Source organism: Acetobacter sp. DsW_063, from assembly GCF_002153745.1.
Classification (GTDB): domain Bacteria; phylum Pseudomonadota; class Alphaproteobacteria; order Acetobacterales; family Acetobacteraceae; genus Acetobacter.
In genome coordinates this window covers 1-21,622 of sequence record NZ_JOPL01000048.1, presented here as the reverse complement: position 1 = coordinate 21,622, position 21,622 = coordinate 1, and the positions used below count along the sequence as shown (strand labels likewise).

Annotated in this window: 16 protein-coding genes; 15 read left to right on the top strand and 1 reads right to left on the bottom strand. The window is 53.5% G+C overall.

The annotated features are described in order from the left end of the window. Positions 1–291: 291 nt before the first annotated feature. From HK28_RS08450 to HK28_RS08420, 7 genes are all read left to right on the top strand, one after another. On the top strand, positions 292–1,140 hold the full coding sequence (locus HK28_RS08450; RefSeq protein ID WP_086644155.1) for a DeoR/GlpR family DNA-binding transcription regulator: 849 nt from the start codon (positions 292–294) through the stop codon (positions 1,138–1,140). Positions 1,141–1,157: 17 nt separating this feature from the next. Further along, positions 1,158–1,646, top strand: coding sequence for an RpiB/LacA/LacB family sugar-phosphate isomerase (locus tag HK28_RS08445; protein ID WP_086644154.1), 489 nt, complete (start codon positions 1,158–1,160; stop codon positions 1,644–1,646). Further along, positions 1,588–2,631, top strand: coding sequence for a substrate-binding domain-containing protein (locus HK28_RS08440; RefSeq protein ID WP_233140436.1), 1,044 nt, complete (start codon positions 1,588–1,590; stop codon positions 2,629–2,631). The genes HK28_RS08445 and HK28_RS08440 overlap by 59 nt, the downstream gene beginning before the upstream one ends. Before the next feature lie 25 nt (positions 2,632–2,656). Continuing rightward, complete coding sequence (locus HK28_RS08435; RefSeq protein WP_086644152.1) at positions 2,657–4,156, top strand: sugar ABC transporter ATP-binding protein; 1,500 nt, start codon at positions 2,657–2,659, stop codon at positions 4,154–4,156. Next, entirely contained in the window at positions 4,146–5,162 is a 1,017-nt protein-coding gene (locus HK28_RS08430) for an ABC transporter permease (protein WP_086644151.1), read from the top strand. Before HK28_RS08435 ends, HK28_RS08430 begins: the two co-directional genes overlap by 11 nt. Before the next feature lie 68 nt (positions 5,163–5,230). After that, on the top strand, positions 5,231–6,952 hold the full coding sequence (locus HK28_RS08425) for a dihydroxyacetone kinase family protein (protein WP_086644150.1): 1,722 nt from the start codon (positions 5,231–5,233) through the stop codon (positions 6,950–6,952). A 76-nt stretch (positions 6,953–7,028) separates the two neighbouring features. Further along, the gene (locus tag HK28_RS08420) at positions 7,029–7,793 is read left to right on the top strand and encodes a triose-phosphate isomerase (protein WP_086644149.1); all 765 of its coding nucleotides are present in this window, start codon (positions 7,029–7,031) and stop codon (positions 7,791–7,793) included. Between the two features lie 396 nt (positions 7,794–8,189). Here HK28_RS08420 and HK28_RS08415 read toward each other — a convergent pair whose 3' ends face one another. Beyond that, positions 8,190–10,694 carry a TonB-dependent receptor domain-containing protein gene (locus tag HK28_RS08415; protein WP_255376465.1) on the bottom strand — a complete coding sequence of 835 codons (2,505 nt, stop codon included), beginning with the start codon at positions 10,692–10,694 and terminating at the stop codon, positions 8,190–8,192. 481 nt (positions 10,695–11,175) lie between these two features. On the opposite strand from HK28_RS08415, the gene peaA reads away from it, so the two are divergent. The 8 genes from peaA to HK28_RS08375 all read left to right on the top strand — a co-directional run. Then, complete coding sequence (gene peaA / locus HK28_RS08410) at positions 11,176–13,119, top strand: quinohemoprotein amine dehydrogenase subunit alpha (RefSeq protein ID WP_086644147.1); 1,944 nt, start codon at positions 11,176–11,178, stop codon at positions 13,117–13,119. Further along, positions 13,116–14,594: a quinohemoprotein amine dehydrogenase maturation protein gene (gene peaB / locus HK28_RS08405; protein ID WP_086644146.1), complete on the top strand. Its 1,479-nt coding sequence runs from the start codon at positions 13,116–13,118 to the stop codon at positions 14,592–14,594. Before peaA ends, peaB begins: the two co-directional genes overlap by 4 nt. Further along, a complete protein-coding gene (gene qhpC, locus HK28_RS08400; RefSeq protein WP_026399091.1) occupies positions 14,591–14,929 on the top strand; it encodes a quinohemoprotein amine dehydrogenase subunit gamma in 339 nt (112 codons plus the stop codon). The genes peaB and qhpC overlap by 4 nt, the downstream gene beginning before the upstream one ends. An 81-nt stretch (positions 14,930–15,010) precedes the next feature. Then, positions 15,011–16,099 (top strand): hypothetical protein, encoded by a 1,089-nt coding sequence (locus HK28_RS08395; protein ID WP_086644145.1) that lies wholly within the window; start codon positions 15,011–15,013, stop codon positions 16,097–16,099. Positions 16,100–16,380: 281 nt separating this feature from the next. Continuing rightward, positions 16,381–17,154, top strand: coding sequence for a hypothetical protein (locus HK28_RS13775; RefSeq protein ID WP_143217366.1), 774 nt, complete (start codon positions 16,381–16,383; stop codon positions 17,152–17,154). Positions 17,155–17,156: 2 nt separating this feature from the next. Then, positions 17,157–18,851: an ABC transporter ATP-binding protein gene (locus tag HK28_RS08385; protein ID WP_233140437.1), complete on the top strand. Its 1,695-nt coding sequence runs from the start codon at positions 17,157–17,159 to the stop codon at positions 18,849–18,851. Then, on the top strand, positions 18,844–19,587 hold the full coding sequence (locus tag HK28_RS08380; protein ID WP_198945845.1) for a S8 family serine peptidase: 744 nt from the start codon (positions 18,844–18,846) through the stop codon (positions 19,585–19,587). Before HK28_RS08385 ends, HK28_RS08380 begins: the two co-directional genes overlap by 8 nt. A gap of 125 nt (positions 19,588–19,712) precedes the next feature. Beyond that, positions 19,713–21,622, top strand: a 1,910-nt coding sequence (locus HK28_RS08375; RefSeq protein WP_086644142.1) for a molybdopterin cofactor-binding domain-containing protein, incomplete at its 3' end; no start/stop codon positions are given.

The window sequence follows — 21,622 nt, the reverse complement described above, 5'->3', positions numbered from 1 at the left end:
TCACAACCTCTCGCTCAATTCAATACATTAATAGGTCCTGAACCTAGGTTGCGCTGCCGCGTGGGCGGCGGCTTGTGAGGTCACTCACACAGTGATGTGATATTTGCATCATTATCACACAAAAAATACCACTTTACTGTGATCTTCATGTTCTCTATGTGATATTGTGTCGGTTGGGTGAACTCGTTCGCGCAGAAGACGAGACGCCCTCCTGCCGGGCTTTCTGGCCGCTGCGCGGCGGGAGGCCTGGTGCTATCAGTCATGAGGGGCACAAAAGGGAGAGCGTGATTTATGGCGCGTTCAGTCGATACAGGTGGCGTATCAGGAGCGGTGGCGGCGCGACGTCAGGCGTTGCTGCAGTACGTTACTGCAAACGGTAATGCGCAAATTGAGGAGTTGGCCGAACACTTCGCGACCAGCCGCATGACGGTGCATCGTGACGTTCAGGCTTTGGCGGCCGAAGGCTTGCTGCGAAAAGTGCATGGAGGCGTGACCACGCTTTCCACAGGCAGTGTGGAAACCAGCATTTTGCATCGTTCGCGGCGCGCAACCCACGAAAAGCGGGCGATTGCGAATGTCGCGTCCCGGTTAGTGTCGGCAGGCGATATCGTGGTGCTCGACGATTCGTCGACTGCTGCAATACTGAGCGATTATCTGGTCCAAAAGGCGCCGCTGATTGTCATAACCAACAGTCTGGGAACGGGGGCGCGTCTCTCATCCGCTCGTGGAATCGAGTTAATCTCACTGGGGGGGCAATATCGGCCGACATTCGATGCGTTTTTTGGAAACCTTTGCGAATTGTCGGTGTCTGCGTTGAGGGCGAACACATTGTTCATGTCCGTGTCTGCAATTCATGGCGCGGCGGCCTATCATCAGGAGCAGGAGGTCATCAAAGCCAAGCTTGCCATGATGGGGATCGTCGATCGGAGAGTTTTGCTTGTCGACAGTATGAAATTCGACGTCAGCGCTTTGAATCGACTGGCGGATTTAACTGCTTTTGACATCGTCATAACGGACGCTGGAATTGCGCCGGATACAAGGTCGCGTCTGGAAGATGCTGGCGTCAACTTGCAGATTGCCTCCCTGCGCCCCGAACGTGGAGCGAATCAGGCGGAGGTCATGCAAGTCGCTGAGGAATAAACAGAGGGAGTGGAAAGATGCGTATTGTGGTCGGAGGTGACAGCGCGGGCGAGGGGTTGGCGCATGTTCTGTACGAATACTTGTCTCAGAAAGAGGGTTTGACGGTCGTTGATATGTCACACCCGCGCAGCGGCGACAAGGAACTGTATTCCGAACTAAGTGAGCGTGTGTGTCTCTCCATCATCGACGGTGAGTTCGACCGCGGCATCTTGTGTTGCGGCACAGGTATTGGCGTGTGCATGTCAGCGAACAAAATTCCAGGAATACGCGCGGCGCAGACGCATGATACCTACTCGGCGGAACGCGCAGCACTTTCAAACGACGCGCATATCATCACGATGGGAGCGCGTGTTATCGGTGTCGAGTTGGCTAAAGTGATTGCTGACGCCTGGATTATGAAGAGCTTTGATCCCAAAAGTGCGTCCGCCAAAAACGTAGCTGGCGTTGATGCGTTGGGAAGAAAATATGGTGGTAAGGCGGGGCGCGAGGATAAGCTGGCCTGTTAAAACACCCGAATTGAACGTAACCGGACAAGACAGTTTCGAAAGAAAAATAAAAATGAAACATGTTTTTCTGCTTTCCGCAATTCTGGCCGCGGGCGTCATGGTTTCGCCGACGCCAACGAAGGCGGCGGATACGAGTGGTCCAATGCGCTTTGTGTTGATTCCGAAGACGGTTCACCCCTGGTTCGACAAGGTCAACGCTGGCGCGCAGTCGGCCGCCACGATGCTGAGTAAGGCAACGGGACAGCAAATTACGGTTGAGTATCGTGCACCGCAAAGTGCTGACGTCTCGATGCAAAATGACATCATCGAGCGAGCGATTGCGACGCATCCGAATGGAATTTTGTTGGATCCTCTTGATGAAAAGGGGAATCGTTCGACCATGGAGGAAGCTGACGGTCAGGGTGTGGGACTGACGGTGTTTGACTCGCCTCCACCGCAAGGCATGGACGTGACCGGCGTCGGCGCAGATTTTTGCGAACAGGGCACGTTGGCGGCTGAACGACTGGTCAAATTGATAGGCGAAAAGGGGGAGGTCGCGATTATGATGGGCGTACCCACCGCGCCTAATCATTCCATTCGTGCGCAGTGCGAGCAGAAGGTGTTCGCAAAATACCCCGCTGTAAAAGTGGTCGCCACGGGCATCGACAATGACAGCATTGAGACGGCGCAAAAGCAGGCGTCGGCGATCATGCAGGCTCACCCCAACCTGGCGGGATGGGTGGCTTGCGACGCTGCAGGGCCAGTAGGCGTAGGGCAGGCAATCCGGGAGAGTGGCCAAACCGGCAAGGTAAAGGAAGTCGGGCTCGACAATCTCAACGATATGATCCAGTTGATCAAAGATGGAGTCGCTGAGTCGTCGGCGTCAAGTCGTCCGGAAATGCAGGGTTACTGGGCTGTCGTTGCGGCCTGGCAGAAAGCAGCCGGGCAGAAGACGCCAAAAAATATCGATACCGGAATAGACATTATCACCAAACAGTCTCTCTAAGACTGTCCGGTGTCCGGAGGTGAACATGCCGTTTCTGAAGGTTGAGGGAATTCGCAAGGAATACCCTGGTGTCGTTGCTCTGGATCGAGTCGATCTGGCGTTGGAGCCGGGAAAAATTCACATCCTTGCAGGCGAAAACGGGGCAGGAAAATCTACGCTGATCAAGACCATAACAGGTCTTGTGACGCCTGATGCCGGGTCGATAGCTATTGAAGGAGAAGATGCGCTGGCGAACAGGGCGCTCTTTTCTAAAGTAGCTTACGTGCCGCAAGAGTTGAATTTATTTGCGTCGATGACCGTCGCAGAAAATATGTTCATGCCATTCGGGCGTGCGGGTTTTGGTGGTCTCGCGGTATCGCGGCGCGCCATGAAGGTCGCCGCGGGTAAATTTATTGAACGTTTCGGCATGCATTGCCGGGCTGACAAATCGGTGAGTGGCATCAGCGTGCCGGATCAGCAGCTTCTGCAGATTGCACGCGCTGCGTCGCGTGACAGTTTTGGCGTATTGATACTGGATGAACCAACTTCGTCTTTGACGGCGAACGAGACACAACATCTTTTCGGCATTATTCGCCAACTTTGTGCAGAAGGTGTTGCGATTGTATTTGTATCTCACAAAATGGAAGAAATATTCGAATTGGGAGATACGGTGACGGTGCTGCGAAATGGGCGTAGCGTCGGGACCTACTCCATGACGGATATGACGGAAAGCCGCCTTATTCATCTGATGTCGGGGAACAGCATATCCCTTGAGGAGCGCTTCCAGCCACGGCGGGAGGCAGGAGAAGTGCTGCTGTCTGTAGAGGGATTGGCGGGGCCGGGATTTTCCGATGCAAATTTCTCCGTCAGGCGCGGAGAAATCGTAGGATTCGCCGGCCTGGTCGGTGCAGGACGCTCCGAGTTAATGCAAACTATGTTTGGATATTATCGGGCGACGGGTGGCAAGTGCCTGCTGGATGGAGCGGCTATTCCACCGGGCCGTACTGACAAGGCTGTTGCAGCAGGTATGGTCTACTTGTCCGAAGAAAGAAAGCACCACGGAATCTTCCCGCTTCTCAGCGTAAGGGAAAATATAGGGGCTTCCATAATGGATCAGCTCACTCGGGGCGGAGTGATCTCCGGGCGCAAAGAGCAGGACAGAATCAAAAATATAGTTCGCGATTTCGACGTGAGAACATCGTCGGTCGAAAAAAGTATAAAGTTCCTTTCCGGCGGTAATCAGCAAAAAGCAATTATCGGGCGTGCGATGGCGAGACGCCCGAAAATTCTCATATTTGACGAGCCAACGAAAGGAATCGATATAGGAACAAAGTTTCAGATCTACAAAATAATGCAGGAGCTGGCGGAGGAGGGGGCTGGAATTATTCTGGTTTCTTCTGAAATGGCCGAACTGCAACGGTGTGCGAGCCGTATCGTTACAATGTACGACCGTCGAATCAATGGCTCGTTTGATCAGGCGTCCACCGACGTCAACACACTCGTAGGCGCAATCATTGGCGCCCGGGAGAGTCGTCATGTCGCATGAAACTACTGCCCCAGCCGCGGCTTCGCCGACAGCGGAAAAGAAGCTCCTGAAGACATTAATCGATCGCTTTGCAGGGAATTCGCTTGGCGGCGTTATGGCCGCTCTGGTCATCATTTTTATTGTCGCATGCTTCCTTTCGCCATACTTCCTGACGCGCTTTAACATGATGATCATCGCGCGTTCTCTGGCGTTTATTGGCCTGATCACTATCGGTCAGGCGATTTTGATGATTCTTGGTGAACTGGATCTCTCTGTCGGCGCTATAGGGGGCCTGAGCGGAATCGCCAGCGGTGTCCTGATGGTGCAATATGGAGTCAACCCTTGGGTTGCGATCATCTTGTGCCTGTTCCTTGGCGCGGCATGTGGTTTGTTGAACGGGTTGCTTGTGACCCGGCTTCAGCTCCACTCGCTTGTGCTGACGATTGGTATGGCTGGCGTGTATGGCGGCGCGATACTTGTGGCGACGAAGGGCGTTGCAATCACCGGAATCCCGCACGACATCACATTTCTCGGTAGTGGCATGATCGCGGGAGTGCCTATCCCCTTTGTCGTTTTGATGGCGATCCTGATTGTTGTTGGATTTGTAATGCAACGCACGCCGTTGGGAAGGTATGTATACGCAATAGGCAGTAATGCGGAAGCTGCGCGTATGTTGGGCCTTCGGGTCGCGGCAATCCGCGTAGGCGCTTTTGTGACTGCCGGATTTCTGTCGGCGGTGGCGGGCATCCTGATGGTGGCGAGGTTGGGGAGCGCGCAACCTTCGATAGGCGATACATGGGTTCTATCGCCTATTGCAGCGGCCGTAATTGGCGGTGTGGCGACGACGGGTGGCCTTGGGAGTCCAATCGGAGCTGTCCTCGGGGCCGTGATTATCGGCATTATCGAAAACATCATCGTTCTTTTTGGAATATCTCCATATTGGCAATCGATCGTAAGCGGCGGAATCGTCGTGCTCGCGATTTCTTTTGATTCCCTGACGCGTCGTTATCTCAACCGCAGCACGTGATGGCGATCCATTTCGCGCCGTGACCCAAAGACCAATTCCGAAAAATAAAAAATAAAGGAACCGCATCAATGACTCGGATTTGCGGAGATGCTTCTGATTTCGCGGCTTCGGCTCTTCATGGCTACTGCCTTGCGCACCACGATATCGTGAGGCCCGTGCGGGGAGGAGTTGTGCGTCGCACGCAGAGCGACAACGGAAAAGTCGCGTTGGTAGTGGGCGGCGGTTCAGGTCATTACCCGGCGTTCGTAGGGTATGTGGGCAAAGGGTTCGCCGAAGCCTCCGTAGCGGGCGATATATTCGCTTCCCCGTCTACGCAGGCGATCATCAACGTAGCTCGGGCCGCCAACAGGGGGGGGGGCGTTATTTTAGGTTACGGAAATTACGCCGGAGATGTTCTTAATTTCGGCATCGCTGCTGAGAGGCTTCGCGACGAAGGCATTGATGTTCGTGTGCTGGCCACCACCGATGATGTTGCGAGCGCTGACGATTCCAATCGAGCGATGCGGCGCGGAATTGCCGGTGATCTGACCATTTTCAAAATAGCTGGAGGCGCCGCGGAAGCGGGACTCCCGATCGACGACGTTGATCGTATTGGTCGACACGCCAACGACTGGACGCGGACCTTCGGCGTCGCGTTTGGTGGATGCACTATTCCCGGAGAAAAAGACAAGCTCTTTACGGTGCCAAAAGGTAGAATGGCGCTGGGCTTAGGCCTGCATGGCGAACCGGGTATCGACGAGCAGGATATTCCTGACGTTCAGCATTTGGCGAAACTGCTGTTCGAGCGCGTTATGAACGAGGCGCCAGCAGGCGCCCCGGCGAAAGTCGCTGTGCTTCTCAATGGCCTGGGCAGCACGAAGTACGAAGAGTTGTTTGTTCTGTGGGAGGCGTTAGGAGTTCTTTTTGTTGATGCTGGCCTTACTGTTGTGGCGCCACTTGTAGGCGAATATGCGACCAGTCTGGAAATGGCAGGTTGTTCTCTGACCCTTACATGGCTTGACGATGAGCTTGAGCAGTTTTGGCGGGCGGAAGTGCATACTCCTGCGTTGAACAGGGCGAGAGTGGACGGAGAGGCGCTGTTGGCTCTACCGGCTGAAGAAAGTTCGGTGTTCTCGTTTGAGAAAGCCTCATCCGTCGACGGCGAGGCTGGCGGACGTTGCGTCGCGGGGGCGTTGCTGAAGCTGTCGCATGCGTTGGCGAAGGCCGAGGCCGAACTCGGGCGTATTGACGCGCAGGCGGGGGATGGAGATCACGGGCAGGGGATGGCGCGGGGTTCGGCTGCAGCAGAACGTATGGCCCTGCTAGCAGCAAAGGCCGGGGCCGGCGCGATGAGCGTGCTCGGCGCGGCTGCGGATGCCTGGGCCGACAGAGCTGGAGGCACCTCTGGAGCGCTGTGGGGAGAGGGCCTAAGGGCCTTTAGCACCGCGTTGAGTGATGATGTTAAGCCGACAGCGGAACAGCTTGTGAGAGGGGCTCGTTTAGCGATGGACCGCATTATGGCTCTAGGCGGGGCTAAACCGGGCGACAAGACCTTGATCGATGCGTTGGCGCCGTTCGTGGAGGCGTTTGATCATGGGGTCAAATCAGGACGGCCTGTTGTTGATGCGTGGCGCATGGGAGCGGAGGCCTCCGAAAAAGCGGCTGACGGAACGAGGGATCTTACACCACGTCTTGGTCGTGCACGTAATCATGCGCAGCGGAGCATAGGGCTTCCAGACGCAGGAGCTTTGTCTCTCGCGCTTGCGGCGCGCGTCGTTGGTGAATTTATTTCCAATAAGACTGATTATTAATTTTAAGTATCTGACGATAATTTCTTCTCAAATATACGCGGGCGTCCATGTGTTCGAGAATTTTTAAGGCGTGGCTATGAGCAAGCATCCGTTTTGGGTCGGTACCAGTTGGAAAATGAACAAGACTCTTCCCGAAGCGGAGGATTTTTGTATTGAGTTGCGAAAGCGTTTTCCCCACCGCGATGATGGCATCCAACGGTTTGTAATTCCGCCGTTCACTATGGTTCGGGACGTCAAGCGTATGATCGCCGATCTTCCGGTCAAAGTAGGGGCGCAAAATATGCATTGGGAAGATTCTGGAGCATGGACGGGAGAGATATCCCCTCCCATGCTAATTGATTGTGGTCTTGATCTGGTTGAGTTGGGACATTCAGAACGGAGAGCGCACTTCGGCGAAACTGACGAAACGGTCGGACTGAAAGTCGCCGCGGCTCTTGCCCATGGGTTGACTCCACTAATCTGCATAGGAGAGACCGCAGAGGACAAAAGTAACGGGAGAGCGGACTCTGTCCTCGAGCGTGAAGTAAGGGCGGCTCTTCGGCATGTAGCTGCGAAAGACGCATCGACCATTTTGCTGGCATATGAGCCAATCTGGGCTATCGGTGAGCGCGGTACTCCTGCAAGTGCTGATTACGCTGATGCGCGGCACAAACATATTTCGACAGTCGCCGAAGATTGTCTGGGGCGGAAGTTGCCGTGTTTATATGGCGGGTCTGTAAATCCAAAGAACTGCCGAGAGTTAGCTTCATGTTCCTACATCGACGGGCTGTTTATTGGACGGTCTGCGTGGGACGCGATAGGGTACTGCGATATACTTGATCGGGTTTCGGGCGTTTTGTAGCAATCGGTTAGTTGGACTGTAACCTTGCTGCCTCAGGGCGATCGCGTGCGCCTTGACCATTCTTACGCGTCTGCCGCCGCAAAATAAATTTTATTGAATATAAACGATCAAATATTTCACGCTAAAGATTTTTATTTCAAATAATCAGTTTTTTGACAAAATCTACCTAGATTGAATTTTTGGAAGGCGAGGGCACAACTGAATTGGTCGATTAATTGTACCACACTTTCGTTTATGGAAGGCTGAATCGATCGGAAGTTCGATTGAAGGGAGACGACTATCACCCTTCGGATCTCTGTTAAAAATTCACGTGTTCAAGAAATTTTCACGCTCCGGCACGCGCTGATCCCAGATCCTCTGAAACGGGCCTTGGATCAGTGCGTAAACTACTCGGCATTAAAACTCGGCGGAAACTGTGCCGTAAAACTCCCGCGGCGCAGCTACAAATAAGTTGTAATTATCGTCTCCAGAGATGCCTGCGCTGCCAGTGATGCCGCCGATGTAATTTTTATTGAAAAGATTAGTTATACCAAAATTTGTCTTAATACCGTGGACAAAACCGACTTTACCGAAATTGTAACCCACCCCAAGACTGGCGAGCCAGTAGGCTGGGACTTTTTCGTCGTTTAAAAATGTGATTGGACGCGCACCTATGTAGTTGACATTAAAATTGAACGTTGCTTGACGCCACACGTAGGTCAAGTCTGCCTTGTACATAAATTTTGGATAATAAACCTGTTTTTTTCCTTTCAGGCTATATGTCGATCCAGCATAATTGATAGATTTTGTTTGATATTCGGCGTCGGCCCAGCTGAAACTGTTGGTGATGGAGAGTCCCTTGAAGGGGCGGACTGTACCTTGTACATCAGCCCCATTGACCGTTTCCCGTCCAACATTCAAATAAGCTGTATAAGCATTGCTAGTGGTTCCTTCTGTAATGGTTGCCAATCTATTGTAATAATCAGTGTGATAAAAATCCACGGAACCAGAAAATAAATTAGAATTATATCTGTATCCGACTACGTAGTTCCATGTTCTTTCCGGACGGAGTTTGTTTTTGTTTGCGTCAAACACATCCTGGGCAGTTTGTCCTGCGGCGCTGGTGCCTAGGCCACCCCATGGCCCACCGCTCGTTTGCGTTTTGAAATCATATGCTCGAAGGTTTTCAGCAATGTCCCAATAGAATTCGTGGTGATTCAAAAATAAATAATCGAAGTTGAAATGCGGTAGAAACGCGGATGAAGCCGTCATCGTGCCGTTCACCGGGTGACGATAATAAGGATTCCAGCCTTCAGCCTCAAGCTCAGCGGTATAGTCAGCTTTCGTTCCTCCATGAGTTGTTTGAGTGAGTGATTTAAAACCTGCGAGCAAATTCATCCCTGGAATGATAGTCCATCGATCCTGTAAGAAAAATTGGAAAGTGTTTGTATTAAATGAATCATCGTACCATGTGTGAGCTTGGCTTTGCTTGAAATCTGAATTCGAATTGTGGCCTTCATTTTCGTAATCTTCGTATAAGCGATACGCGTCACGCCAATAGTTGTTTTCATACCAAACCCCTGTTTCGATGTGATTGTGATGAGGGGCCTCGATGGAAAATTTTTGGGTGAAACCGAGGCGTCGGCTAAAGTAGTGCGGCATTCCGAGAGCCATAGGAACTCCGCTTACCGTGCCGTCTGCTAACAGGCTTACAGCGCCTGAACTGGGAGAGGTTACAAAGTTGTTTGTGTAACCGGATGTGCCGCTGCCGATTCCGGCGTAAGCGACGGTATCCGAGGTGACATTTTTAAATAAATCGAAATGACCGTTGATATATGAGAGGTATGTTCTCTGTATCTGGGAACCATCCCAGACATAGTTGCCGACATCGTCATTCGAAAGGATGCCCTGATAGCCCGGGGGGACATCCGAAGTATATTGCGCATAGTAAGCCCACAACTTGGCCTTCTCGTAATCAGGTTTCAGAAATGTCGCGTCGCGACCCATTTTTCTCCACGTGTTGAGATTCATGGGCATGTAATTTGCCTGGGTGAAATTCCCGTAGCCGAAGAACGCAGTTATTTTTCCAGTGTCGCCGACTGGCTGCACGACCTTCGCGTCTGCCTGTAACTCGCTCTGGTAGCCGACGCCCTTCCAGAGGTTGCTTTTGGTGCGAGCGAACGAAGCGTAAAACTTTGTGCCCGTTGAGTTGAGAATTCCACTATCTACGCGACCATAGGTGCGAAACGCATTGAAGCTTCCAAACGTCTGGCTGATTTTGCCGCCAGCCTTATCTTGTGGGTCACGAGATACGTACGATATGGCGCCCCCCAGATTTTGAGCGGAAAACATATCGAGAGCGCCTGCTCCTTGCGACATACTCATGCCGCCGATATCGTCCTGTATAATTGCCTGCGTAATAGCGACGCCGTTGGAGTTAAGGTAGCCTTGCCCGCCGAGAGGCATTCCATCCAGGCTCGCGCCGATTTGGTCCTGCGTAAAGCCACGCATATAAAGATTATTGGCCCAAGTATCGAGACCAAACGCATCCGTAGAAGTGAAATTTACTCCGGGTGTGGTCTGCGCAAGAATTTGCATCGGATTTGTGCCCGAAACAAATTGATCCATGGTCGCCCGGGTTATCGCCACTTCAGCGCCGTGGGTTCTTACCCGGCTTCCGTGGACCCCAAGTGTTTCGGCGTCGCTAGCCTCTATGCCGCTTCGATGGTGACTGGAGGCGCCTTTCCCGCTTTTGGGTGAGGATTTTACCGGGGAGTTTGCTGGGCGACTTGATTGTTTGTACTTTTTCGACACTCTTTTTTCGTGTTGTGAAATTTCTTCGGCCCATGATGGGGTGAACGGGGTTGTTGCGAGCAGAAGCGCGCTCAACATTAGTAGCGAGGGAAGGCGCGAATCTCTCATGTTCGATAACTCCGTCGATACTGTATATAAAAACATCAACGTATATTATAATATATCGTGACGCATTTTCGTTTGTGTGACCGTTACGATATCGAGTTAAAAATGATCATCCTAACCCTGTCAACTCCGACCGTTCGAGACCGAACTCCGAGTTTATGGGGTTGCTGCCGCCACCCGGTTTGGCGTCTGATCGGTCTGCATCGGTGCTCTTCGGGTGTGGTTGAGGTGCTTTTGGGGATGTTTGTCAGGATTAATGGACTGTGATCCTTCATCGAACCGGCGTGGATAAGAGGCCCAAGTCTGTCTCAGCGAGCCGCGAAGGCAGACCTCTGTGACAAGGTGCGCCGAAAGCGGATAACGCGCGGTAAGTTGTGTCAATACGCCCTATCCGAGAGATTGATGTGACGCGAAACTGCGTTCTTTCGTCGCCGGAAGTTCCGGGTAGGTAGGGCGATCAGCGCCTTATATATTTCGCTGGCAAATGGTTGACATACATTCTTTGATCGTAATATTGCTTTATCGAATCATTTTTCGTGGCTGCATTCTGTTCGTTGATTTCAGATCAGGTTCGGCGGCGGACTTTAAAAGCATTGCGTATAATCCAGTGAGAGGCCACTCTAGGATGATCGTTTCGCCTTCCACTGTCAGCGGTAGCTGGCGGTTTTTCTCGCCATTAAGCCGAGTGACGAAAGTTTCCAAAGTTAGCTTTTGTGCGACGCTTTTTCTCGGCACATTCTCTGTGCTCGCAGGTGGCGCGCGTGCCGCTGATACTTCAGTTGATCCTGCGGACTGGGCTGAGAGCGATGTCGGAATCCCGGTAACTGATACGTTGACCACCCAGCGATGTGGCAGTTGCCACACGCCGGATGCGAAGGGGAACTTGTCCCGAATCTCCTGGACCAGAGCCACGCCCGAAGGCTGGGCTCAGACGCTCAAGCGAATGGTGAAGCTCAACGGACTGTCGATCACGCCCGATGAAGCGAGATCCGTTGTCAAATACCTTTCGACCTCGCATGGTCTTGCGCCCGAGGAGGCCGAGCCGGTTATGTATTTTGCGGAGAGGCGGATTCAGGACGAAAAAATCATCCCGAACGACGTGCTGCACCAAACGTGCGCAAGCTGTCACGCATTCGCCCAGCCTATGTCATCTCGACGAAGCCACCGTGAGTGGGCCCTTTTGCAGAATATGCACAAAGCGCTCTACGCAACCGCGCAACGGACCTATGAGACGCCTGCAGCGGGCAGCGCGCATGAGGCCGGAGCGGAAGCGGAAACTCAGGCTCAGGTCGCGCTCGCTTGGTTAACAAAAAATGCACCGCTACACACGCCGGAGTGGGCTGCGTGGAGCCCCTCCATCCGTGCGCCGAATTTGGCTGGCAAATGGTTCGTGAGCGCGGCGTTTGACGGGCATGGGCGATTTGTGGGTGAGATGGACCTTGCGGCGAAGGCTGCGGGCTCCGACGAGTTTACATCGACGACTTCGTTGAAATCGCTTGATGACGGTAAGGTCGTGACTCGCAAGGGAGTTGGGCTGGTATATGCAGGGTACTCCTGGCGGGGGACGTCGCAAGGTGAGGAGGGAGACCCCGCGCGCCCGGACGATATTGCCGACAAGATGCGGGAGACCATGTGGTTCGCGCCTGATCAGGCGAAGTCCGTGGGGCGCTGGTACTGGGGCGAGTATCATGAATTTGGTCTGGATGTGACCTTGATGCGCGAGACGGGCGCGCCAATGGTCGGGGCGGTGTGGCCCAACGCGCTAAAGTCCGGCGCAGTGGGCGTGCAGATGCATCTCTATGGAGCCGCCCTGCCAGCGTCGGTTTCCGTCGGAGATGTGGATTTTGGCAGTGGGGTCACTGTTAGAAAAGTGGCTTCCATTTCCTCTGGTGAAATTGTCGCTACCGTAGATGTAGGGACTGCTGCGGTGGCCGGAAGTCGTAGCGTCGTCGTGCATGGCGCAATGCTGCCGAAGGCGATTACGGTATATTCGGGGATAGACTACATTAAGGTGTCGCCTGACACGGCTCTGGCCCATTTGGGCGGCATAAAATATGGTAAAGGATATCAGCAATTCGCCGCGACCGGTTGGTCGGCGGGGCCGGACGGAAAACCCGGCAATGCGGATGATTTTCCGATACGATCCGTCCCTGTTTCCTGGTCGCTCGCTGAATTCCCAACAGTCACTTATGACGATGACGTTCACTTCGTCGGGAAGCTCGATCCGGCGAGTGGTCTCTTTACGCCAAATGTCGAGGGACCGGATACGCAACGCCGGTTTATGAGAAACAACTACGGTGAGGTTTGGGTTGTCGCCACGGCAAAGGACGACAAGGACGCCGCCGGAAGGCCCCTAGTGGGGCGCAGTTACCTCGTCACCACCGTGCCAGCCTACAAGCGCTGGGACCAGCCGGAGGTTTCAGAATGAACGTCATTCGTCATCAGGACGCGCTTTCCGCCTCGCCGCGTTACCGTCGTGGCGAATTGCATGAATTCAATGCGGGTGGAAATGATTTTATCTACCTTGTGTCCGCAGGCGCTATTTTTGCCCTGGATGAAGCGGCGCGTGCTGTTCTTACAAACATGGCGGATGAGGGTGTTGAGCATGGGGTCCTTGTAGCGGCTCTTTGTGCTCAAGGTCAGCAAAGGCAAGACGCAGAGGACCTTATTCGTGAACTGGTGTTAGTGCAGGGCATTGTCGCGGATGCTTCCGGCGCGCGCCAATTTACCTCGCCCGAAGCACCGCCAACGGATTTTCCGCTTCAGGCGTTGGTTTTGAACATTACAAGCCAATGTAATCTTGCGTGCACGTATTGCTATGAGTTCGGTTCTGACAAAATAGCGACTCCGCAAGGCAAGCCAAAGTTTATGACGTTGCAGACCGCGAAGACGTCGATCGACTTTCTACTGGAGCAGTCAGCGGCCCGGAAGGCTGTGCATGTAACGTTCTTCGGCGGCGAAACGTTGATGAATTTTCGCCTGCTGCGTGACGTGGTGCTTTATGCGGAAAGTCAGGCGCAGCAAAGTGGCAAGGCAATTACGTTTAGCCTTACGACGAATGCGACATTATTGAATGACGAAATTATCGATTTTCTATCGGATCATCATGTCGGAGTCACCGTCAGTATGGACGGCCCGCCGGACCTGCAGAACAAGCATCGTGTGTTTAAAAACGGCAAAGGGTCTTACGACGTCATCGAGCCGCGACTACGAAAGCTTATAGCCCGTCACAAATCGCGAGCTATAACCGCACGCGTCACGCTTACGGATGGCGTTACGGACGTCGTGCGAATTTTTCGACATCTGAAAGACGATCTGGGTTTCCACGAAGTTGGCTTTGCGCCGGTGACGAGCTCGGAAAAACAGGATTATTCAATATCAGACCCGGATATGAACGCGGTTTTGCGAGGGTTTCACGATCTCGCCGAGGAGTGGCTGGAGTATGCGTTGCGCGGTCAGATGCATGGATTCTCCAACGTCTCGGAGACTATAGGTGAGCTGACGCAGGGTGTTAACAAATCTCATCCGTGCGGCGCCGGTCTTGGTCTGCTCGGAGTGAGTCCGTCAGGGGATCTGTCTCCGTGCCACCGCTTTACCGATGCGGACAGTCACACGCTGGGCAACATCAACACTGGAATCGACGTCGAAAAGCGGGGCGACTTTTTGGCGCGGGGCCATATAGGCACAAAGTACGATTGCCAGACCTGTTGGGCGCGCCCTCTTTGCGCAGGAGGGTGCCACCACGAAGCGTTCGTGCGCTATGGAGATACAGGGCACGCCAATCTGCACTACTGTGACTGGATTCGTGAATGGACGGATACATGTTTGAAAATATACGGAGTTCTTGCGATCCAAAAGCCTGAATTTCTTGATCGATTCGCCGAACGGAAGCCCATGACATGAAGCACCTGAAGCCTCTAAACCGAAAAGCTCGCAGGATTGACGACCTGGTTGCTTCTACAGATGAAGATTTTGTGGCCCTGCAGCAGACAACGCCGCCGCCGCGCCCCCATGTGCCAATGGGATGTACGCTCTCTTTCTCTCCGGGGTGGGAGGTGGATGCCGGCGGCGGTACCGCGGGACTTTGCCAGCCCGTGGAACGGGATATTTACGACTGCTATGTCACGTGTTTCTGGCCAGTCCAGGTTCCGGATCATGTGAATTATTCACCAGACTGGGCCAGCAACTGTGCATCAGCGACTAAAGATTGGCGGAATCTTGATATTGTTTTCCCCTGATTCGGCAATCCTCATTCGTTTTGTCTTAATACAATGTGCCGGGAGTTCGAGCCCGCGTCTCCTCGAGGAAGATTTTGCATCATGAATATTCCCGGCATTCGAAGCGTCATCGTGTTGCTTGCAACCGCCTTAGGAACACAGGCTGGTGCGGCTACGGTGGTTCTGGGGGGGTATCCGGACCAAATTCAATTCATTGACGATTCGACAGGGCACGTCGCGCAGAAGGTGACGATGGAAACGGGATTGCCCTCAAATATTCAGTTGTCTGCTGACCGCAGTAAAATTTACGTCATGACGCTGACTTCGTCGGGTTTCGAGGTGCTTGACGCCAAAACCCATAAGGTTGTGAATCATTTCACGCTAAATACCCCTACATTGAAGTATCGTTTCCTTGGAGGGGTTCCGGATCCAGCGGGGCGGTATTTTTATACTCTGGGGTGGCGTATTGATAAGCTCAATGATCGCTTTCGCTTTGGTAAGCAGCAATACATTGTCGTCGACCTGAAAGAACATAAAGTTTCTCAAGCGGTTGATGTGTCGGATGAAGATGGTTCCGGAAACAGACGACCCTCCTTTGGAATTTCTCCAGACGGCAAGAAGTTTTACATCTTTGATAAACAGGTCAGGGTTGTAGATACGCATAATATGAAGGTCACCAAACGGATTGACCTTGCGAAACCAGATCCGGCATGGAAGCAGGATATTAACATAGGTACGGCGATCAGTACACTGGGTAATGCTTCAGAATACGTTTCGCTGTTCATGTCCCAAGATCCATACATCCACAGCAAGACGTTTGGCGTCGGGCGTTTTGATCTCACCAACGCGACGTATAAGTTTGACCCTATAGGCGCTGCTCCCAATTCAGTTGAAGGGCTGCAAGTGACGCCTGATGGGAAGGACGGATATACGGTCGTCGAAAATGGCGAATATGGGAACCAACGTTGTGAGTTCTGGCACTACGACCTCACGGCCGACATCGCTGTTGGACATGCCGAATTTCCATGTAGACGTCGCTTTTATTTTGGGATGTCCCATAATGGAAAAAAATTATATATATACGGCGCAGGTTATGATGTCGCAGTTTACGACGCCAAGACGCTTAAGCCGGAAACGGATTGGGAGTTGGGGAACGACATCACGATGGCTGGCATAATAAATCTGCCCTGATGTCTGACAACAGCTGCCTACCGGCGTCGATTCCGCAAGCGCAGATGCAAGTACTGTTACAGGGCGGTGGCATTGCGTCGAGGTGTTGTGCTGGTCTGCTTGCGCGTATCGGAATTCCTGTATTTTCGCGCGATCTTCATGCGACGGATGGTCCCGCTGTAATGTTGGGCGAAGCAGCCATAAGGTTGCTTGGTGATTGCCTAGGCAGACCTTTTGAGCCGATGGGCGGCATGCGAATCTCCCGAAGAATTGTTGCGTGGGGGGGGAGGGAGCCGGCCTCGGTGCCACACAGTGGCGTTACGTTTGGGGCGGGAGAACTAAGCAGGCAACTGCCGCCTGTTCAAAGCATAAAGGAGCCGTTAGCCGGAGAAGTTTTTTCTGTTCGTTCCGATTCGACGGGAACGAATACGCCACTGAAATATTTCGGAAGGCGTTCCGGGTCGGCGGCGTCAGTCCGACTTTTAAGGGCGGATGAGAATGACGCATGCTGGATCGAGGCGCTGGATCGAGGTTGGTTGTTTTTGATACCCACGAGCCACGGCCGAGGTTGGCTTTTGGGAGTTGGCGACGAACTCTCTGAACTGATTGGTCGAAGTCGGTATATTTCTCGGAGAGTTGAAATTGTATCGAAAAAAGAAGAAATTTTTGAGACTGCCCCGAGAATTTTGTCTCAACTTTCCGGCCCCGGATGGCTGGCGTGTGGCGCCAATGCAATCGCATTTGATCCTCTTTGCGGCGATGGCGCGGGGCAGGCGGCACGCGAGGCCATTTTAGGGGCCGCCGTGATTCAAGCGGTGGCCGAACGTCGGCAACTGAAACATGAGCAGACGGCGGTTCTGTTGCATTATCACTCCATGTTATTAGCTTCAATGCGCCGTCATTTGCGTATATGTGCGCAATTTTATGACACCGGAGGGAGGGGCGAGTGGTGGCGCGAACAGGTCGAAACGCTTGCGCTGGGATTTGAATGGTGCACAGAGCGTTTGACTGAACTAAGCGAGCCGCAATATGAACTTCATGGTTTGCGACTCTATCCGAGAGCGCGTGCGGCTTGAGCATGCCTGCGCCCGTTGCACGGTGGAGTAGTTACCGGCTCCTGCTGCCTTTCATGCGCCGCTACATCGCGCCTCTTGCGTTTGTCATCGTGGTCAGCCTTGCTGCGACGGGACTGGCGTTGGCCCAACCGTGGCTGTCGAGGCTCATGATCGACAAGGCGCTTATTCCCCACGATACGGGCTATCTGGTTCGCATAGCCGCCGCCATGGTTGTGATCGCGATTGTTGGTTATATTTTGAATATACTGGCAAGTTATTGTTATGTTTCGACGTCGGCCGCTATGTTGTTCGATATTCGTGTAGCGCTGCTGCGGCATCTTCAAACTTTATCCCCACGTTTCTATAGCACGTTTCGGTTGGGGGATCTGATGTCGCGTTTGAACAGCGATGTCAGCGATATTCAGCGCGTCACCGCCGATACATTGCTGTCGATTGTAAGCAACGTCATGACGTTGTGCGGCTGCGTAGCGATTATGCTCTGCTTGAACTGGGGCATGTTTCTCATCAGTGTGATTCTTCTTCCCGGATGCGTGCTAATTTTCATAAAATATCAGAAGAGACTTACGCGTCTGACACGTGAAATGCGCGAGCGTGGCGCTGATCTTGGCAGCATGCTGGTCGAAAGTATATTGGGTATGCGGGCTATCACCGCCCTAAACGCCAGCAACGTCGAAATTATTAAATTCGAAAAACGTAACTCGGCTTTTGTGTCATCTATGCTGAGAATGCAGGTCGTCTCGTTTATGGCTGGCGCCGTGCCGGGAACTTTGTTGACGGTCACTACGTCCGGCATAGTGATCTATGGCGGACTGCTGGTTTTTGCGGGAAAGATGACAATAGGCACTCTCGTCGCCTTCATGAGCTACCAGACGCGTGTCTTTGGGCCAATACAGGTGATTATGGGTTTGGCTTCCGGACTTAGCTCGGCTCGCGTGTCTTTGGCGCGGGTTGAAGAACTGCTCAACACACCACCGGATGTGACGGAACGCCCGGCTGCGGTTCAGCTGAACGGAATCAGAAAGGAACTCCGGCTCCAGGGGGTTTCGTTGCGCCATGGCGCAAGAGAGATTCTGCGGGATATCGATCTCGTTATCCCTCAGGGTAAGTTTTGCGTGGTCCTCGGCCCCAGCGGAGTTGGAAAATCCAGTCTGGCTGACCTTCTTGTTCGTAATCTGGATCCGGATCGCGGCGCGATTTCTGTGGATGGCGTCGATTTGCGTGATTTGCGGCTGAAAGATCTGCGAAGGGAAATTTTGCTGATCGACCAGTCGCCGCATATCTTCAACGATACAATCGCTGCAAATATTGCTTTTGGTCAAAGTGAGGCGACTTCCGAAGATGTGTCCAGGGCTGCGCGCCTAGCCGGCCTACAGGCGCTTGCCGAGCGTTTGCCCGAGGGGCTCGATACCCAGACAGGTGAGCGTGGTCTGGCTCTCTCGGCTGGCGAACGTCAACGCGTCGCCTTGGCGCGAGCATTGCTGCGTAATCCCGCTGTTTTAATCCTTGATGAACCCACTGCAGCGCTGGATGGCCAGACGGAGGAGTTTGTGGCGGATAGTTTGCGGCGGGCGCTTCCGCACGCCACGTTCATAGTTATCACGCATCGGCCTGTTCTGGCTGAGCGGGCTGGCATGGTCGTTATGATTGATGACGGGCGGATACAGCTCAAAAGAAGCGTTGAGAAGCTTGATGCATGACCGTGCGCCCCTTGGGGAAGTCGCAGGGGCAATGCGAACCGGAGCAGGTATCCGAATTGCCGTCATCGATAGCGGGGTGCAGCCGTCGCATCCGCATATCGATGCAACCCGTCTATGTCGTGGCGTCGGCGTACTCCCTGATGGCGGAATAGAGACCGGCCCCGGTTCGACTGTTGATCAACTGGGCCACGGAACCGCTGTCATGGCTGCAATCCAGGAGAAGGCGCCGGAGGCTGTGTGCGTGCCTATCCGGGTATTCAGAGAAGCGTTACGCACCAGTGCAGCTGCTTTGGTGAGCGCAATTCGCTGGGCGGTGTCGGAGGATGCTGACCTCATCAATCTTAGCCTCGGATCGCTTAATCCAGCGCATGAGGCGGTGTTGGCTCTAGCCGTCCGGGAAGCTCGGGAGGGTGGTGCGACAGTTATTTCAGCGGCGGAGGCCGGAGGCTGCTCATGTTACCCTGGCGCATTGCCATCGGTTATCGGCGTCACGCTTGATTGGGACATTCCGCGATCTCGTTATGAGGCCACGCAAGCGCAGGATAAATTGACGGTCGCCGCATCTGGATATCCGCGCCCGATTCCCGGTGTTCCCTCACGGCGTAATCTGCATGGCGTAAGCTTCGCAGTGGCTCAGGTTACCGGCTTTGCGGCTTTGATTGCAGAGGGGAGTTCCGTTTCACACAATTTTGACGTGCTGCGAGAGGGTTTCATGTCAGGAGCAGTCATCTCCTGAAGTTGAGCTGATAATTGATAAAAATATCGCTGATGTAAGAGGGTAATGGTGTTACCGTGTGATGATGCGGCGCAGTTTTCTGGCGTCATGGTTTTCTGTTAATCCGCTGTTATTGCGAATAAAATATGACTCCTCCACTTGTTCATAAGGCTAACGACGTTCTGGGTGACTTTTCTCGGCGTCGTTTTTTAGCGACAGGCGGTCTTCTCCTCGCATTCGCCGATTTATCTCGCATGGGCGTTTCAATTGCGGCCGCGTCGGATACGCCAGCGCCAAGTAATACACAGATTGGCGGCTTCGTTCGGATATCGTCGGACAACGAGATCGCGCTTATTGTGCCGAATATTGAGATGGGACAAGGAATTTACACGGCAGAGGCGATGTTGATCGCTGAAGAACTGGAGGTAAATCCCGGCAAAATTACGGTTCTGACTGCATTGCCGCAGGATGTCACCGATATGACGCCCCCGCTTTTGAGATCACTTTCTACCGGCGGTTCGCGGTCTATTCGAAAAAGCTGGACCCCGTTGCGGCAGGCGGGCGCGGTGGCGCGTCTGATGCTGGTTTCTGCTGCGGCGGAAAAGTGGAACGTAAGTGCGGATAGTTTGATCGTAGAGGATGGAACGATCAAGAATCCTGCCAGCAATGAAGTCGCCACGTATGGCGACCTTGCCGTAGATGCGATCCGCAAGCCGGTGCCAGCCACAGTCAAGTTGAAGCCCCGGACTGCCTGGAAGCTGGTGGGGCAATCGATTCCTCGGGTTGATATTCCGGATAAACTTAATGGCCACGCTGTCTTTGGCATCGACGTTCGTGTTCCTGACATGGTGTACGGCGCTGTTATGGGATGCCCGTTTCTGGGAGGCAGCGTCGTTCGATTTGATGACCGCGCTGCAAGAGCGATTCCTGGCGTGCTGGACATTCTCTCCATAGGCTCCGCCATTGCCGTCATAGCAAGAAAGTATTGGATAGCACGCAAGGGACTTGCCGCTCTTGATGTGACCTGGAGCGAGGAAAAATATGCGCATCTCTCCACCGACGACGTCTTAGCTTCTATAAAAAGCGCTGCCGATCACGTTGCGCCGGTCACGGCGCGTGATGATCGCAGGGCCGATACGGACCAGATTTCAGGAAAAAAAGTAGATAGCGCCTATCAGTCGCCGTTTCTCGCTCATGCTGCGATGGAGCCCCTGAACGCGACAATCCATGTCCATTCTGAAGGGTGCGACGTGTGGATGGGGACACAGGTTCCTACGCGAGCACGGCAGGCAGTCGCCGCCGTAACCGGCATTCCTGAGAAAAACGTGGCGATACATAACCACATGATCGGAGGAAGTTTCGGGCGTCGGCTGGCGACCGATTTTCTCGAACAGGCAGCGAAATTCGCGTGCAAAACTCAAATACCGGTCAAGTTTATCTGGAGCCGTGAAGAAGACATCCGACAGGATCTCTTTAGGCCCGCTTATTATGATCGCGTGAGTGCGACGCTTGGGAAGGATGGCCTGCCTCTAGTCTGGACGCATCATGTGAGTGGCCCGTCGGTGATGGACAGATTCACGCCTGGGGGCCTCCCTGTGGGAAAGCTTGATCATGATGCGGTCGCAGGTGCCGCTGACACACCATACGAACTGCCGAATATGCACGTAATCTGGACCCGGGCGGACACGCCTGTTCCAGTGAGTTGGTGGCGAGGGGTTGGCCCGGCGCATAATGTCTATGTTGTCGAGAGTTTTATTGATGAGCTGGCGTTTGAGGCAGGAATAGATCCAATCGCGTACAGGAAACGCCTGCTGAAGAATAACCCGAGGTCGGTCGCTGTTCTTGATCTTGTGGCTGAGAAAAGCTGCTGGAATGGCGACATGCCTGAAGGTGCCGGACGCGGCGTGGCGCTACATAATGCGTTCGGCACTCACTGCGCGGTGGTGGCCGAAATTACAATAGAACCTACAAAGGCAATAAAAATCTTGAAGGTAATAGCTGTTGTAGACTGCGGAATGGCCGTGAACCCGGATACACTGGTCGCGCAGATCGAAGG

Excerpts from the sequence above, each read along its gene's own strand:
- HK28_RS08415 (WP_255376465.1), bottom strand. The coding sequence starts at position 10,694 with ATGAGAGATTCGCGCCTTCCCTCGCTACTAATGTTGAGCGCGCTTCTG.
- HK28_RS08385 (WP_233140437.1), top strand. The coding sequence starts at position 17,157 with ATGCCTGCGCCCGTTGCACGGTGGAGTAGTTACCGGCTCCTGCTGCCT.
- HK28_RS08445 (WP_086644154.1), top strand. The coding sequence starts at position 1,158 with ATGCGTATTGTGGTCGGAGGTGACAGCGCGGGCGAGGGGTTGGCGCAT.
- HK28_RS08435 (WP_086644152.1), top strand. The coding sequence starts at position 2,657 with ATGCCGTTTCTGAAGGTTGAGGGAATTCGCAAGGAATACCCTGGTGTC.
- peaB (WP_086644146.1), top strand. The coding sequence starts at position 13,116 with ATGAACGTCATTCGTCATCAGGACGCGCTTTCCGCCTCGCCGCGTTAC.
- HK28_RS08395 (WP_086644145.1), top strand. The coding sequence starts at position 15,011 with ATGAATATTCCCGGCATTCGAAGCGTCATCGTGTTGCTTGCAACCGCC.
- HK28_RS08440 (WP_233140436.1), top strand. The coding sequence starts at position 1,588 with ATGCGTTGGGAAGAAAATATGGTGGTAAGGCGGGGCGCGAGGATAAGC.
- HK28_RS08425 (WP_086644150.1), top strand. The coding sequence starts at position 5,231 with ATGACTCGGATTTGCGGAGATGCTTCTGATTTCGCGGCTTCGGCTCTT.
- qhpC (WP_026399091.1), top strand. The coding sequence starts at position 14,591 with ATGAAGCACCTGAAGCCTCTAAACCGAAAAGCTCGCAGGATTGACGAC.
- peaA (WP_086644147.1), top strand. The coding sequence starts at position 11,176 with ATGGTTGACATACATTCTTTGATCGTAATATTGCTTTATCGAATCATT.
- HK28_RS08380 (WP_198945845.1), top strand. The coding sequence starts at position 18,844 with ATGCATGACCGTGCGCCCCTTGGGGAAGTCGCAGGGGCAATGCGAACC.
- HK28_RS08420 (WP_086644149.1), top strand. The coding sequence starts at position 7,029 with ATGAGCAAGCATCCGTTTTGGGTCGGTACCAGTTGGAAAATGAACAAG.
- HK28_RS08450 (WP_086644155.1), top strand. The coding sequence starts at position 292 with ATGGCGCGTTCAGTCGATACAGGTGGCGTATCAGGAGCGGTGGCGGCG.
- HK28_RS08430 (WP_086644151.1), top strand. The coding sequence starts at position 4,146 with ATGTCGCATGAAACTACTGCCCCAGCCGCGGCTTCGCCGACAGCGGAA.